The sequence below is a fragment of the Azospirillum sp. OGB3 genome (assembly GCF_014192915.1).
Taxonomy (GTDB): Bacteria; Pseudomonadota; Alphaproteobacteria; order Azospirillales; family Azospirillaceae; genus Azospirillum.
In genome coordinates this window covers 191,636-206,787 of the sequence record NZ_JACHYN010000005.1, presented here as the reverse complement: position 1 = coordinate 206,787, position 15,152 = coordinate 191,636, and the positions used below count along the sequence as shown (strand labels likewise).

Genomic DNA, 15,152 nt, shown 5'->3' with positions numbered 1-15,152 from the left:
TTGCCGGGGGATTGTGCTTGGCATCGCCGCTTGTCGCAATGGGATTAAGACGAATGCGAACATTCCGTCGCCGCACCGATGCGGATTGGTTACGGAACGGCGCCGCTTGGCAGTTCCGGTGGGGTGGCGGGAGTCGCGCTGTCGAGCAGGATGCCCGACCGCCGCTGCGCAAACATGGCGGCGAGCAGGGCGGCCGCCTGGGCGGCGGCGGCGGCGGGGGCGAGGCCGCCGGTTCGGACGTTGGAGATGCAGTTGCGCTCGCTGTCCACCCGGCCCGGCCGCGGTTCCCAGGTCAGGTAGAGGCCCAGCGAGTCGGCGGCGCTCAGTCCCGGCCGCTCGCCGATCAGGACGATGCTCGCCTGCGCCTGGAGCAGCGCGCCGACCGGGTCGCCCAGCGCCACCCGCGCCTGCTCCGCCACCACCACCGGCCCGACCCGCAGCCCGGCCGCCTGGAGCTTAGGGATCAGGGCTTCCAGCACCGCGACGGCGTTGGCCTGCACGGCGGTGCCGCTCAGCCCGTCGCCGACCACCAGCACGACGTCGGGGGCGCGGACCGGCTCCGACAGGCGGCGCTGCGACTCCTCGGACAATTGCCGGCCGAGGTCCGGGCGCTTCAGGTAGGCGGCGCGGTCGGGCGCCGCACTGGTCACCGCGGCCGCCGGCCAGCCGCGCTCCGCGAACGCCGCCAGCAGCGCCGCGGCGTCGAGCGGGGTGTGCACCGCGTCGCGCGCCTGGGCGTGGGCGGCCTGGAAGGCGAGGTGGGCGGCGGTGGGCAGACCGCTCCCGGCGTGGCCCAGCGCGATCCGCGCGTCGGTGTGGCGGCGCAGATGAGCCCAGCGATCGGGTTGGGCCGGGGAGGGAAGGGGCACCGGTTTGGACTCGGTCATGGCTGCTCCTCCGGCAGGGGCAGGGCGGGCAGAAGGCAGGACGCGGCGAGGTCGAAGCGCAGCCGCCCGGCGGAATCGGTGATCCCGGCGGCCTGCTGCCACGCCTCGAACTCCGGCGCCGGGCGGCGGCCGAGCACCTGACGGACATAGAGCGCGTCGTGGAAGGAGGTGCTCTGGTAGTTCAGCATGATGTCGTCGGCCCCCGGCACCCCCATGATGAAGGTGCAGCCGGCCACGCCGAGCAGGGTCAGCAGGGCGTCCATGTCGTCCTGGTCGGCCTCGGCGTGGTTGGTGTAGCAGACGTCGCAGCCCATCGGCAGGCCGAGAAGCTTGGCGCAGAAATGGTCCTCCAGCCCGGCCCGCGTGATCTGCTTGCCGTCATAGAGGTATTCCGGCCCGATGAAGCCGACCACCGTGTTGACCAGAAGCGGCCGGTAGCGGCGGGCGACGGCGTAGCAGCGTGCCTCCACCGTCTGCTGGTCCACCCCCTCGTGCGCGCCGGACGACAGCTCGCTGCCCTGGCCGGTCTCGAAATACATCAGGTTGTCGCCGACCGTGCCACGGTTCAGCGCCCGTCCGGCCTCCCACGCCTCGTCCAGCAGGGCCAGCGAGACGCCGAAGGCGCGGTTGGCGGCCTCCGTCCCGGCGATGGACTGGAAGACCAGATCGACCGGCGCCCCGCGCTCCATCGCCCGCAGCGCCGTGGTCACGTGGGCCAGCACGCAGGATTGGATCGGTGCGCCGGTGCGCAGGCGAAGCTCCTCCAGCATCTCCAGGAGGGTGGTCATCGCCTCCACGCTATCGGTGGCCGGGTTGATGCCGATCACCGCATCGCCGCTGCCGTACATCAGCCCGTCGAGGACGCTGGCCGCGATGCCGCGCGGGTCGTCCACCGGGTGGTTGGGCTGCAGGCGGGTGGAGAGGCGCCCCGGCAGGCCGATGGTGTTGCGAAAGCGCGTGACGACGCGGGTCTTGGCGGCGACGGCGATCAGGTCCTGCAGCCGCATGATCTTCGACACCGCTGCGACCATCTCCGGCGTCAGGCCCGGGGCGAGCGCCGTCAGGGCCGCGGCGTCCGCCGCCTCCGACAGCAGCCAGTCGCGGAAGCCGCCGACGGTCAGATGAGCGACCGGGGCGAAGGCGGCGCCGTCGTGGCCATCGACGATCAGCCGGGTCACCTCGTCCGCCTCGTAGGGGACGACCGCTTCGCTCAGGACATGGCGCAGTGGCAGGTCGGCCAGGGCCATCTGCGCGGCCACCCGCTCCGCCGCGCTGGCGGCGATCAGCCCGGCCAGCGCATCGCCCGAGCGCGGCGGCGAGGCGCGGGCGAGCAGCGTCTTCAAATCGGGAAATCTGTACCGCGTTCCGGCCAGAGTGTGGGCGAATGCCATGGCGTCCCCTCTCCCCCTCGTCGGTTCGTCCGTTCAACCCGCCTCCGTAGAGTTTGGCGATGCCGACGCGCCCCGTCCAGCGCCCACCCGAGCATCGACGCATCGATGATCCCGACTGCCGGATCTGGACCGCGCCGTTGGCGGCGACCACGGCGTTCGGGCGGTGCCGTCGACGCATCTGCTGGACGGAGCAAGAAAGTGCTTTACAAGTCGAGGAATATAATCCAATCTGTAGGAGACAATGCGTTACCCGCGCCCGCCCGGCTCCGCCGCGGCGGGCGTCGTTGTTTTGATCGTGTGCCTCTTCGCCGGGGTGGAACCCGTGTTCCCGTCGGCGGAGGAACCCAAGGACCTGGGTGTTCCCTTTGCCCCATCGGGCGAACCGGAACGGCACGATCCCAACGGAGGGACCATCCCACGACCGGTCCCATCCGCCGCCAAGCCGCCTTCGGGCGGCTTTTTTTTTTGGCCGAAAGGAGCCGTTCAACATGACCAGTTCGAACCGGGTGCGCCTCGCCGGTGTCCTCGAAGCGGTGCCCGGCACCACCCCCGTCACCCCGCGCCTGCGCCAGCAGCGGGTGACCTCGATCGGCCTGACCTACAAGACCGATTATGAGGAATCCGGGGAGCTGCGCGACGACCGTATGAACGCCGATCCGCTGAGCGTCGGCCAGAGCAACGGCGGCCAGATCGGCATCGAATGGCATTATCCGGTGCCGGGCAGCCTCCTCGACTCCGAGATCGTCAGCGCCTTCTGCGCCGACTGGGTGAACACGCCGTTCCGTGACAACGACGGCCTGCCGGCGTCGGCGGTGGCCTCGGTGAGCGCCGATGCGCAGATCGTCGCCGTGACCGACGGCCCGGCCTTCGCGGCCGGTCATCTGGTGCGCTTCAGCGGTTTCGAGGCCGCCAACAACGGGGTGCGCAAGGTGACCGCCGGCTCCGCCACCGCTCCGGTCTTCGCGGGTGGCGGCCTGCTGGACGAGGCCGCTCCGGGCGCCGCGGCGCGGCTGAAGGTGGTGGGGTTCGAAGGAGCCTCCGGAGATCTCGCCACCACGCTGACCGGGCTCGGGTCCACCGCTCTCGACTTCACCACGCTGGGCCTGTCGGTTGGGCAGTGGATCAAGATCGGCGGGACGACCGACGCCTACCGTTACGGCACGGCGGCGTGCAACGCCTGGGTCCGCATCGTCGGCATCGCGCCGCATGAGCTGGCCCTGGACAACCGGCCGGCCGGCTGGGCGGTCGATGCCGGCCCCGACAAGACGATCCGCGTCTGGCACGGGGACGTCATCAAGAACGGGTCGCTGGTGCGTTCGGTGACGCTGGAGCGCGGCTTCATGGAGCAGAACCCGCCGAGCTTCATCGCCCAGACCGGCATGCGGGTGAACAGCCTGGAATTTGGCGGCGAAGCGAAGAAGCCGGCGACCGGGACGGTGGCCTTCATGGGCATGAAGGGCGGCTCGTCCGGCGTCGCGCTCGACGTTGCGCCGGCCGACGCTCCGGACATGGTCGACTATCCGGCGATGGCCTTCTCCGCGAACTGCGGCCGGATCGGCGTCGGCGGAGCGGCGCTGGGCAATCCCGACTGGGCCCGCGCCATCAAGTTCACGATCATCAACAACCTGAGCACCCGCGACGCGCTGTCCGACGGCGACGGAACCGCCCCGGCGGCGGTGGCGATCCGCGACGGCGCCTGCGACGTGAAGGTGGAACTGGACACCTATTTCGGCTCCCGCGCCCTGCTGTCGCGGATCGAGTCCGGCGAGAAGATCGGCGTCAACTGCCGCCTGCAGAAATGCGGCCGGGCGATGATCTGGGAGTCGCCGCGCCTCACCGCCCGTGAGGGCGATCCGGGCGTCGGCGGAAAGAGCCAGGACGTCACGCTGCCGGCGCAGCTGACCGCCTCGCGCGATCCGCTGACCAACGCGCAGCTGATCCTGAACCGGATCGAATTCTTCCAGTAACCGGCATCCCGGCGACCAACGGGAACGAGGCTGCCCCACCGGGCGGCAGACGGTTCGCGCGAACCGGGGCGGGCGTTTGGTCGGCGCCCGCCCGCTTCCGCGCATCCCGACCAACGACCAAGCACGAGAGACGCTCATGACCTTCGAACATGTTTCGCACGGCCAGCCGGCCGCCGCCCCGCAGACCGACGACCTCGGCGACCTGCTGGTGGACGAGCGCGTCGCGCGCGACGGCGTGTGGATCACCCCGGACCCCGACCGCAGCCTGCGCATCAGGACGAAGGGCCTGCCGGACGCCTACTACGACGCCCAGGCCCGCCAGCAGCGTCAGGCGGCCAAGGGCTTCAACGGCGACACCAACCGGTTGCCGGTGTCGCACAAGCGCCGGATCAACGCCCGCTGCCTGATCGACCACAGCCTGGTCGACGTGGAGGGTTGCGTCATCGGCGGCCGCGAACTGCCCTTCGCCGAATTCTGCGACCTGATCCTGGAGCCGCGCGGCGCCAGGCTGCTCGACCTCGCCTTCGGTGCGGCCACCACGGCGCAGGACGGCAAGGCCGAGGAGCTGGAGGCCGCCCGGGGAAACTGACCGCGGCGCTGCGGGACTGGCTCGACCGGCGGGCCGAGACCGACGACCTGCTGGACGAGCTGATGGACGAGGATCCGGACGCCGTGGCGATCGTCGCGGCGCGCCGGGCCGGGCTCGGGGAGGCGGTGGAGGTCGAGCCCTGGTGCCGATGGGTCTGGCGCGCGTGGCACGACCTTACCGACGACCGGCATTGGCGTCCGGGCGGACTTGGACCCGCCACGCCCTGCCGGATTCCCTGGTCGGTGGTGACGGCCTACGCCGACCGCAACGCCGTCGACGCCGACCTCCTGCGGACGCTGCTCCATCACATGGACGAGCTGTACCTCGCCTGGTGGGCCGAGACGTCCAGGCAGAGCGCCGCCCAGACCGGCGGCGAGGTCGGGGAGGGGGCATGAGCAACGCCCCCTCCGTCCTGCCCGCCACGCCGCCCCACCGGCGGATTCGTCCGCCCTGATCATCACCTCTCGCCGCTGAGGCAGCCATGGCAGCAGAACAGCTGGTCGTCGGCTACGACGACTGGATATCCACCACCGTCCGCGCGACCAAATCCGGTGAGCAGCTTGCCCGCCAGTACGGGGATGTCGAACGGCTCACGACCAAGGTGACGGCGATCACCAGCCGCTTCGCGGATGAACTCACCAATCTGGAAGCCAGCGAGCACGCGTTGGCCGACAAGGAACGGCTTCGCGCGGCCATCCTGGTCCAGCAGGACGCCGCCGTCCGGAAGGCCACCGCCGCGCACGAGCGGTGGGTGGCTGGCATGCGGGCGGCGGACGCCGCCGCCGGTGCCCAGGCGGCCAGCACCGCCACCGCGACGGCCTCCGCCGGGTCCTGGGCCGGTGCGATGGCAAAGATTCACGAGAGCGCCGCCCAGGCCGCCGCGAATCTCAACGGTCCGGCCTTCGAGGCGCTGTCCGGCCGGATCGGGGACCTGACCAAGGCGCAGGGCTCCACGGGGTCTCTCCAGACCGCCGCGGCGCGGCAATCGGCTCCGGTGCAAACCAGTTCCGCCGGTGAAAAACGCGACGCCACGGTTGCCGCCGCCGCCAAACCGGCGGCCGCCAGTGATTCGTCGGCCGACCCGAAGAAGGCCGAGGAAACAGTTAATAAGGCTGGGGTGGCTCTGGCCGAAAAGTTGGAGAAGGCGTTCGACAGCATGGGTGACGCGCTGGTGAAGGCGTTCGTCACCGGCAAAACTGCGGCGCTGGACTGGGGCAAGACCACGAAGGCGATCATCGGTGAACTCGCCATCGATCTGGTCAAGATGGCGGCCATTCAGCCGCTGAAGAACGCATTCTTCGGAACCAGTGGTCCGACGCTGTGGGATGCCTTTGTGACATCGGGCAACGGCGCAGCCCAAGGTGGCAGCAATCCGACCGGACAGGTTTCCTCCATGGCGACCAACTGGGCCGGGGGGAAAGCGCTGTCATGGGTGGGAGACAAGTTGGGGCTGTCTGGACTTTACGACAGTGTGATGAACACCACTCTTTGGGGCGGCACGGTGGCATCGGCGGCCTTGCCCGGCAGCATCACCGGCAGTGGGTCTATCGCCATGGGTTCGGTGACCGGTGGCGGAGCGCATGCCGCCGGTGTGGCTGCGGTGCCAGGCGGGATGACCAACGCGATGGCTGGTGCCGGGAATACAACCGTAGGCCTGGGAGGCGTCCCGTCCGGTGCAAGCACAGGCGGAGCGACCATTGGAGGCGTCCTCGGCTCGGCTGGGGTTGGCTTTGCGGCTGGTTCGTTGTTCGGCGGCTGGGCCGGCACTCAAAGCAACAGCAAGGTGGTGGGGGCCGGGGCTGGAGCCTTGTCTGGTGCGGCAGCCGGCGCGGCCTATGGTTCAGTCGTTCCTGGCATCGGAACGTTGGCCGGTGCCGTGGTCGGTGCCGTCGCCGGTGCATTGGGCGGCGGCATCGGTGCGCAGAAAGCCTCCGTCGGCCCCAACGCCGCCGCCACCTTGCGGGTCGAGAACGGCAAGCTGGTCCGCATCGGCGCCGATGCGGACAACGGCGGAAGCACTGACCATGTGGTGGCGGTGACCGATGCCGTGGCCACCGCGGTCAACGCCATGACCCAGCTCGGCGTGCAGGTTCGCGAAGGACAGCAGTATTTCTTCGTGGACGGTGGCCCCAAGGTCGTGAACAACGGCAAAAGGGCCCAGACACCCGAAGCGTTCATCCGCGAGGTGATGGGCACGCTGACCGCCGATGGGCTGGTCGGCAAGGCCCTGGCGTCCGACGCTGCGCAGAACAGCGGCGATTTGAACAAGATCGTCCAGGGGCTGTCGCTGGCCAAGTCCATCGAGCAGGCGAACTCGGCACTTTCCAATTTGGACAATTCACTGCACGCAGTCCAGAAATCGGCCTTCGCGGCGACCGCCGAGAGCCTCCAGCCGATGGTCGACCAGTTCAGGCTGGCGCAGGAGTTTGGCCTGGAAGCGGACTACGCGTCCATGGCGACGGGCCAGCTGACCGCGATCCTGGACAACATCCGGGACCCGGTGCAATGGCAGACGGTGCAGGTGGCGGTGGCGGAGCTGGACGGGCAGATGGCCGCCTTCCGCGATCAGGTGGGGAAGGTGAATCCCGCCCTGGTCGGCCTGATCAACGATGTCGAAGCCGCCGCGAAGGAGAAGATCTACGGCGATTACCGCAAGACGTTCGACGCCGGGCTGAACAGCGCCCGCGGAGCCGACTACCTGAACCAGCTGACCGACGTGCGGACCTGGTGGAACAACAATTGGGCCAACAGCCTGATGTCGGGCCGCAACCCGAACGACATGTACGAGGCTCAGGCTAAGGCGATCTTTGCCGGCCTCGACGTCAACCAGCTGGGAAAGGCGGTCGAGTATTTCGCTCAGCTCGATCCGGTGATGTCCGGGCTGGCTGCCGCGGCGCGCGACATCGCCCGCCAGGATTCCCTGGCCGGCCTGGATCAGCGCTACCGGGCCGCCCAGGTGGCGTTGGGCCAGCTGTCCCAGGCGGAGTTCGACCGTTACCAGACCGAGCTGGAGCAGGCGCGGGAGCTGTCAGCGGTCACCGATCCGGTCGTCCGCGCCCGCCTGCAGGAGGTGCAGACTCTCGAGAAGCAGGCCCAGGCTTATGAAAAAGCGCGGCAGTCCGGAGAATCGCTCACCGACTGGCTGACCAACAAGCTGGGCACCAGCTCCGCCGGGGTCTCGGCGTCCACCGCCTACACCAACGCGCTGGGCGCGTACCAGGCGGATCTCGCGAAGGCGGCCGCCAACGACAACGACGCGCTGGGACGGATGGCCAGCACCGCCGACCGTCTGCTGACCGCCTACACCGATTACTTCGGCAGCCAAGGCGCTACGGCCTTCTGGCAGAAGATCATGGGGGAGGTCGCCAATCTTCCGGCCGTCAAATCCTATGACAGCTCCATCGTCGACGCGATCAACCGGCTTCCCCATGGCGCCGGCGGACCGGCCACCGGTCTCACCATGGTCAACGACGCCGGGCCGGAGCTGGTCCGGCTGCCGACCGGCTCGATGGTGATGACCAGCCGGGCCAGCGTCGATTTCCTGCGGCGCGGCGGCGGCACCACAACCTCGATGCCCGCCCCCGACACCGCGGTGGTGGAAACGCTGCGGCAACTGCTCCGCGCGGTCGTCTTCAACGGCGCCGACCTGACCACGGTCCTCGAAGGGCTGAAGGACAGCGGCTTGCGCCAGGAGAAGGCGCTGGCCGCGCTGCGCGGCCAGTTCAAGCGGGCCGGTGACGCCGGCACGCTGCCGGGGCGTGCGGCCTGATGCGTGTCTTCCTCGTCCGGATCGAGGAGCAGACCTTGACCGTGACGGAACCGGCGCCGCTCGTTCTGAGCGGCGTCGTCCGTCCGCCGCCCCGCGTCGAAGCGGGGCGGTCCCTGGCCATGGTCCGCGCCTTTACCCGCCGGCCGGTCTGGCACCCCCCGGTGCCGGCCACCGTTCCGCCGCCGCCATTGCGGGCCTCAGCCCGCACCACCCTCGCCACCGTCAAGGGGTACGTCATGTTCGGCGCCTCTCCCTTCGGCGCGGCCCCCTTCGGCGCCCGCCGCGACCGCCTGTCCCTCGCCATCGGAGACGTCATGCTGCGTTACGGGACCATAAATTACATCGACCGCGACCACAGGGAGTTCGAGGACGGGTTGCGGGCCCCCTCCTTCAGCCGCACGATCCTGACCGGCGGCACGGTCGGCGGCTGGGCCAACGCCAGCCTCGGCGACCTCGAACTGGACAATCTGGAGGGCGAGCGCAGCGACCTGCTGCGGCGCGTCGCCGTCGACGGGCGCCCGGTCGAGGTGCTGCAGCCGCGGCCCGACGGAACGACCGAGGTGGTCTTCGAATGCACGGCCCGGGACATCGTGCCCGGCGACGACGACACGGTGCGCATCCGGCTGCGGGACTGGGATTACCTGCTCGACAAGCCGGCCCAGACCGCCACCTACCCGGACGACGCCCCGCCGGAAATCGCCAACCGCCGCCGGCCCTTCGGCTATGGCCCGTGCAACAACGTGACGCCGACCCGGATCGCCACGACGGTTCCGGCCTACCAGTTCAACGACGGCCCGTCGCGCGCCCTGCGGGCGGTCTATGTCGCCGGCGTCCCGCAACTGCCCGCGGACCTTGCGTCCGTCGATCTGGCATCCTCGACCTTCACGCTGGCGGCGGAGCCGGCGGGCGACGTGACCTGCGATTTCAACGGTCTGGTCGTGAACGGGGTGTATCTCAACACCACCGCCCTGGTGATCGACGATCTGGCCTTCCGGCGCGGCGGGCTGCCGGCGACGCGGAAATCCGTCCGTCATTTCGAGCGATTCGCCTCCGACATGCCCGGCGAGGTGCAGCTTTACGTCTCCCACGGCGAGGAGCCGACCGTCCTGTCGCTGATCCAGCGCCTTCTGGCGCCCTGCGGCTGGGGGGCGTTCTCGTGGCGCGGCCAACTCCAGGTCGGTGTCTGGAAGGTGGCGACGGGATCCCCGCGCTGCCTGCTCTCCAAGGCCGAAGGGACGCTGATCAGCCTGCAGCCGGCCGAGCTTCCCACGGAGGTCTATCCGCCGCCTTGGCGGTTGCGCGGCGGGTACGATCGCAACTGGACGCCTCAGACCGCCAGCCAGCTCAAGGGCGACGACACCCCTGGCGCGGCCGACCCCGTCGGCGGGCCGGAGCGGCGGCGCTGGCTGGCGCGGGGGCAGGAGATCGCGGAAGCGAAGGACGAGGTCACCCGCGACCGCCTTCATCTGGGCGCGCAGGATCCGGCCGCCGTGGAGACCTGCCTCGCCGACAAGATCGGCTGCGAAACCGTCCTGCAGGCGTCCCTGGCCCACTGGCTCGGCAACCGGGCCCATTACCGGGTCGTGCCCGACACGCCCCCCTTCTTCTTCGACATCGGGGACGAGGTGGCGATCCAATGGGACGGCCATGGCCTGGAGGGCGGCCAGATCGGCGTGGTGGCGGAAGTCGCCGAGGGCGAATGGACCGAACTGGTTATTGAGGTGTGACATGGACAACCTGACGGCACGGGTCGGCTGGATCAACCACGCCGACACCGCCACCCTGACCGCCCTCCACCCCGGACCGGACACGCTGGGTGTGGAGCGGCTGCAAATCAAGCACGTGGCCCGCTATCACGAGCAGACCGGTCCCGAACTGGCGGTTCGCGCCGATCTTCACGCCGGCAAGCCGGTGGACGCGGTGGTGCTGCCTCTGGTCAACGCCGGACCAAGCGCCACCCTGCGGGTGCGCGCGGCCGCGACGGCGGCCGATCTGGCGGCCGCCCCGCTCTACACCTACGCCGGGCCGGGGCATGTCGACGACGCGCACAACTACGCCATCCATCTGTTGCCGGCGACGGTCACCGCGCGGGTGTGGGAGGTGGCCGTCACCGATGCGGAGTTGGGGGTTTCGCGCGCCGGCCGCCTGGTCCTGGCGCCGTTGCATCGCTTCGCCTTCAATTTCAAGGCGAACTGGGGCGTGCGCTGGGAAGACCTGTCGGAGGAGCGCGACGGCGCCGGCGGCCAGATGTACTCCCGCGCCGGGCCACGGCGTCGCGTTCTGAGCGCTGAGTTCGGCGAGATGACCCGCCGGGAGCGCGACGAGGTCGCGCTCGAGATCGAGCGGCTGGCCGGCAAGACCGGCGACATCCTGATGGTGGCGCGGCCCAACGCCCCGAACCTTGCGCACTACACGGTGTGGGGAAAGCCGGTGGACACCGGCGGCGTCAACGAAAGCCGCCTCGGCATCTTCACCAAAACCTTCCAGATCAAAGAACGGCGGTTCTGATGGCCTTCGTCTATCCTGACCGCGCCTCGGAAGTCACCACTTCGACCGGTGACCAGGGCGACATCATTCTTCAGGGGCCGGAGCCGTCCTTCTGGTCCTTCACCAGCCGGATGGCTGTCGGTGACGAGACCACGGTGTGCCGGGAGGACGGGCTCACCTCGGAGCTGGTCCGGGTGCGGCTGGTGGCGCCGGACCGGCTGCGCTATCTGGCGGTCTACGGCTCGTCCAACGGGGGTACCCGTGTCGTCTGGCCGGCGGGGCAGCAGCGGGTCTACGCCACGCAACTCGGCCGCTACGCTCTGCTGCCGCCCGACGCCGGACAGGCCGGGCAGCCTGTGGTGGTGCAGCCGGACGGGACGTACGGCGCCGGATCACTCGACATTCCGGTTCCGACCGGCCTGGCTCTGGGCACGCTGCTCGATGTCGCCTCGGCCGGCGGGCGTCCGGACGGCGTGGCGCTGATCCGGCTGGTGGTGACCTGGGACGAGGTCCCCGATCTGGATTACGAACTGGAGATCCGTGACGGCCTGACCACCGGCTGGCCGGGCACAGCGTCGAGTCCCGCCCTCATCCCGGCGGGGGGCGGCCGCTGCGTTGTCAACGTGGTCGGCGGCTACACCTACGGCGTGCGGCTGCGCGCCCGCACCGTCGGCGGTGTGTCCAACTGGACGCCGGAAAAGACCATCGCCGCGACGGGCGACGACGTGCCGCCGGGGCCACCCACGGACATGGTGGTGACCGAGGTCTACGGTGGCGCGGTGTTCACGTTCACGCCCCCCGCAGACGTCGACACCCTGGAGGTCCGTTTCTACGTGGCGCCCGTCGACGACAAGACCGCCGCCATGCTGATTGGGGCGGGCCTGCGCCGGGTGACGCTGACCGGTTTGCCGGCGGGGGCCACCCGTTGGGTCTGGGCCGCATCCGTGGACACCAGCGGCAACGAGGGTGAGTGGATCGCCCTTGGCCCGGTGACCGCGCTGCGCATCGAGCCGGGGGACCTTGCGGAGGAACTGGGCGAGCGCATCGAGCGCCTGCCGGCGAGCCTGGATTTGGCTGGTGAGGCCGCCCTTGAGGCTGTGCTGGCGACTCATGAGGTCCGGCAGAGCGCCCAGGCACGGCTGGACCGGACGGTGACGTCCATTGATAGCACGATTGATGACGTGCGGACGCTGCTGGACGATGTTGAAGGGGACGTCAAGACCCTGATCCGGACGGAGAGCTCGACCCGCATCCTCGAGTACGAGGCTCTGACCGAGAGCATCAACACGGTGGCGTCGTCCGTGGGGGACGCGGTCTCCCTCATCCAGGACGAGGTGCTCACCCTCACAAACGAGGACACGGCCCTCGCTGAGAGGATCACGACCATCGCGGCCCAGATGGGTGAGGACATCGAGGCGGCCATCCAGACGGAGGCCACGGCCCGGGCAAACGAGGACGGGGCCCTCACCCGCCGCATCGACACTCTCACCACCCAGATCGGGAAGGATATCTCCGCGGCCATCCAGACTGAGGCCACGGCCCGGGCAAACGAGGACGGGGCTCTCACCCGCCGCATCGACACTCTCACCACCCAGATGGGTGAGGACATCGAGGCGGCGGTGAAAGAGGAGACCAGCGCCCGCACGACGGCCCTCAACGCGGTGGCCCAGGATATCACCAAGCTGTTCGCCCGGTTCTCCGGTGGGACCAACCTTGCGCCGCGCCTGAACCGCTGGACGAGCCCCTTCCCAGTCACGGAAGACGTGGCCTTCGCCAGTCGGTACCGGGTAAGGGTCTCGGGTAACGCCCAGAGCGTCGTCTCCCCGGTCCTCACCGAGTTGAAGCCGGACACCGACTACGTGCTGTCCTTCAAGGCCCGGCTGGTCGCAGGTGCCGCAAGCGAGCTGCACGCCGACCTGAACCCGGACACCCTCCCCGAGACGGCGTTCGCCGTGACGTCCTCGGAGTGGACGACCTTCAGCACCATGTGGAAGTCATCCCTGGCGGCGATCAAGAACTGCCGGTTGCGCTTCTTCCAGTACAACCTCGCGGGCGCCCAAGTGGACGTGACCGACGTCCAGCTCGAGGAGGGCAACACCCCCTCCGCTTGGTCCCTGGCCCCGGGTGAGATAGTCGCGATGGTGCAGCAGGAGGCCGACACTCGGGCGTCAGCCCTTGGGGCCGTGTCCTCCCTCGTCAACTCCGTGCAGACCCTCGCGGAAGGCAACTACGCCGCGGTCCAGCAGCAGGCCACCAGCATCAACGGGCTGTATGCCCAATACACCGTCAAGGTGGACGTCAACGGCTACGTCTCGGGCTTCGGCCTCGCCTCGACGTCCGATTCCAGCACCTTCAGCGTGCTGGCGAACCGGTTCGAGGTCGTTATGCCCGGGGTCGCCAAGGTGACCCCCTTCTACGTGCTGAATGGCAAGGTCTACCTGACGAGCGCTGTCATCGGAGACGCCTGGATCGCCGACACCCACATCGGCCCGGCGGGCATTGACGCCGCGAAGATCCGCGCCGGCACCGTGCTGGCCGGCACCGTGCTGGTCGGGGGCACGGCCCTGTCCACCGTCGCCAGCAACGCCGCCACGGGAGCCCAGGACCCGGTCTCCCGCATCAATGCGGGCTCGACGTCCATCAACCCGGGCAAGGTCATCGTCAAGGGGTCCAACACCCTGAGCACCGTCGGGGGCTGGTTCTACGGCAACACCACCGAGATTGACGGTGGCAAGATCGCCGCCGACACCGTCACGGCCAGGGAGGTTAAGGCCCTGAGCCTCACCGGCGACCGCATGGCTGCGGGCACCCTGACCGTCGACAAGTTCGCCCATTTCTCGACGGGCAACAAGCTGTCCAACAGCGGCTTCGAGGCCGGCTGGGAGTGCTGGAACCGGACGGGCTACGTCAATGGTGCAGCGGGCATGCAGTGGGGCGTCGAGTTCCAGGCGGGGGGGCCAGGGAATGATTGGACCCTCTCGGGGGGGCACATGCTCTGGGTCCACCAGCTTGACGCCGTGAGCCCAGGCAATTGGATTGGATATTACAACCACCCCGACAACAATTGGCTCGGCATCCCAATCGACCCGACAAAATACTGCGAGTTCAGCATCTATACGGGAGCCCATCGGTGCAAGGTGGAGGTCGGGGTCGCCTTCTATAACGCCGCGGGCGTCAATATCGGGGAAGCCTTCGGAACCACCAACGACGAGCAGGGCGCCGGGGGACAGTCCTTGACAGGGTACAAGCGTCTCTGGGTCAAGGCCCTGCCTACTGCGGGGGCCGTAACAGCTCGGCCCCTCATTATCAAGCACCACACCAAGCCGGGAGCGGGAAATACCGACAGCTGGGCCTTCTTCGCCATGGCCTTCTTTGGGGAGTGTGCCCCGAACGCCACGGAGCCCCAGCCCTGGCAGCCCGGAGGAGTGACCAAAATCCTCGGCGGGAACCTCGTCGCGGAGACCATCACCTCGAACCACCTTGCCACGGGTTCCGTCACGGCTGACAAGATCACCGCACGGACCATCGTGGGTAACCACCTCGCGGTCGGCACGATCTATGGCGCCCTCATCGGCACCGCCGAGGTCACCACTCTGAAGATCGGCCCGAACTCCGTAACGGTGCCCCAAGGATTCTACAGTAACGACGAGCTGACCATCCACAACATCTTCACCACTCCCAATAATCATGACCACGACTACGGCACAACCAATGCGATCCGCACCGACGGGTCCCCCGTGCTGGTCATGGGCTCCGCGGCCGTGCGGATCGACACGGGCGGCAGCGTCAACAACAACATCGCGGGCTGGATCATCCGCTTCATAAACTACAACGCCGGGAACTCCGTGGCGGTGACCCAGGCCACCGTGGTGGTCCAGAACATCGTGGTCGGCGCGTCCTGGACGGCCAATGCCGGGTCCTTTTCAGCCGTCGCCGTGGACTACCCTCCCGCCAACGTCGATGTCCAGTACCGGCTGCTCTTTGCCAAGGGCTATTCGAACGGCTCCGCCTGCTACGTCCGCAACCGGGGCATCGCCGCCATGATGGCCCGCCGCTGATCGA

At 69.0% G+C, this 15,152-nt stretch carries 9 protein-coding genes; 7 read left to right on the top strand and 2 right to left on the bottom strand.

All coding sequences use genetic code 11. The features are described from left to right. Positions 1–89 precede the first annotated feature (89 nt). Positions 90–887 (bottom strand): ethanolamine ammonia-lyase subunit EutC, encoded by a 798-nt coding sequence (eutC, locus tag FHW79_RS13210; RefSeq protein ID WP_183179349.1) that lies wholly within the window; start codon positions 885–887, stop codon positions 90–92. Then, positions 884–2,278 carry an ethanolamine ammonia-lyase subunit EutB gene (locus tag FHW79_RS13205; RefSeq protein WP_183179348.1) on the bottom strand — a complete coding sequence of 465 codons (1,395 nt, stop codon included), beginning with the start codon at positions 2,276–2,278 and terminating at the stop codon, positions 884–886. Before FHW79_RS13205 ends, eutC begins: the two co-directional genes overlap by 4 nt. A gap of 488 nt (positions 2,279–2,766) precedes the next feature. On the opposite strand from FHW79_RS13205, the gene FHW79_RS13200 reads away from it, so the two are divergent. The 7 genes from FHW79_RS13200 (at position 2,767) to FHW79_RS13170 (ending at position 15,148) form a co-directional block, all read left to right on the top strand. Further along, positions 2,767–4,245: a phage tail tube protein gene (locus FHW79_RS13200; RefSeq protein WP_183179347.1), complete on the top strand. Its 1,479-nt coding sequence runs from the start codon at positions 2,767–2,769 to the stop codon at positions 4,243–4,245. Positions 4,246–4,381: 136 nt separating this feature from the next. Then, complete coding sequence (locus FHW79_RS13195; RefSeq protein ID WP_183179346.1) at positions 4,382–4,834, top strand: hypothetical protein; 453 nt, start codon at positions 4,382–4,384, stop codon at positions 4,832–4,834. A gap of 62 nt (positions 4,835–4,896) precedes the next feature. Then, the gene (locus FHW79_RS13190) at positions 4,897–5,229 is read left to right on the top strand and encodes a hypothetical protein (RefSeq protein WP_183179345.1); all 333 of its coding nucleotides are present in this window, start codon (positions 4,897–4,899) and stop codon (positions 5,227–5,229) included. Between the two features lie 86 nt (positions 5,230–5,315). Further along, a complete protein-coding gene (locus FHW79_RS13185; protein ID WP_183179344.1) occupies positions 5,316–8,603 on the top strand; it encodes a phage tail tape measure C-terminal domain-containing protein in 3,288 nt (1,095 codons plus the stop codon). Next, a complete protein-coding gene (locus FHW79_RS13180) occupies positions 8,603–10,330 on the top strand; it encodes a hypothetical protein (protein WP_183179343.1) in 1,728 nt (575 codons plus the stop codon). Before FHW79_RS13185 ends, FHW79_RS13180 begins: the two co-directional genes overlap by 1 nt. A gap of 1 nt (position 10,331) precedes the next feature. Then, positions 10,332–11,111: a hypothetical protein gene (locus FHW79_RS13175; RefSeq protein ID WP_183179342.1), complete on the top strand. Its 780-nt coding sequence runs from the start codon at positions 10,332–10,334 to the stop codon at positions 11,109–11,111. Then, the gene (locus FHW79_RS13170) at positions 11,111–15,148 is read left to right on the top strand and encodes a DUF1983 domain-containing protein (RefSeq protein WP_183179341.1); all 4,038 of its coding nucleotides are present in this window, start codon (positions 11,111–11,113) and stop codon (positions 15,146–15,148) included. The genes FHW79_RS13175 and FHW79_RS13170 overlap by 1 nt, the downstream gene beginning before the upstream one ends. Positions 15,149–15,152: the final 4 nt, after the last annotated feature.

Coding starts and splice junctions, on each gene's coding strand:
- FHW79_RS13195 (WP_183179346.1), top strand. CDS start 4,382: ATGACCTTCGAACATGTTTCGCACGGCCAGCCGGCCGCCGCCCCGCAG.
- FHW79_RS13200 (WP_183179347.1), top strand. CDS start 2,767: ATGACCAGTTCGAACCGGGTGCGCCTCGCCGGTGTCCTCGAAGCGGTG.
- FHW79_RS13170 (WP_183179341.1), top strand. CDS start 11,111: ATGGCCTTCGTCTATCCTGACCGCGCCTCGGAAGTCACCACTTCGACC.
- FHW79_RS13175 (WP_183179342.1), top strand. CDS start 10,332: ATGGACAACCTGACGGCACGGGTCGGCTGGATCAACCACGCCGACACC.
- FHW79_RS13185 (WP_183179344.1), top strand. CDS start 5,316: ATGGCAGCAGAACAGCTGGTCGTCGGCTACGACGACTGGATATCCACC.
- FHW79_RS13205 (WP_183179348.1), bottom strand. CDS start 2,278: ATGGCATTCGCCCACACTCTGGCCGGAACGCGGTACAGATTTCCCGAT.
- FHW79_RS13180 (WP_183179343.1), top strand. CDS start 8,603: ATGCGTGTCTTCCTCGTCCGGATCGAGGAGCAGACCTTGACCGTGACG.
- FHW79_RS13190 (WP_183179345.1), top strand. CDS start 4,897: ATGGACGAGGATCCGGACGCCGTGGCGATCGTCGCGGCGCGCCGGGCC.
- eutC (WP_183179349.1), bottom strand. CDS start 887: ATGACCGAGTCCAAACCGGTGCCCCTTCCCTCCCCGGCCCAACCCGAT.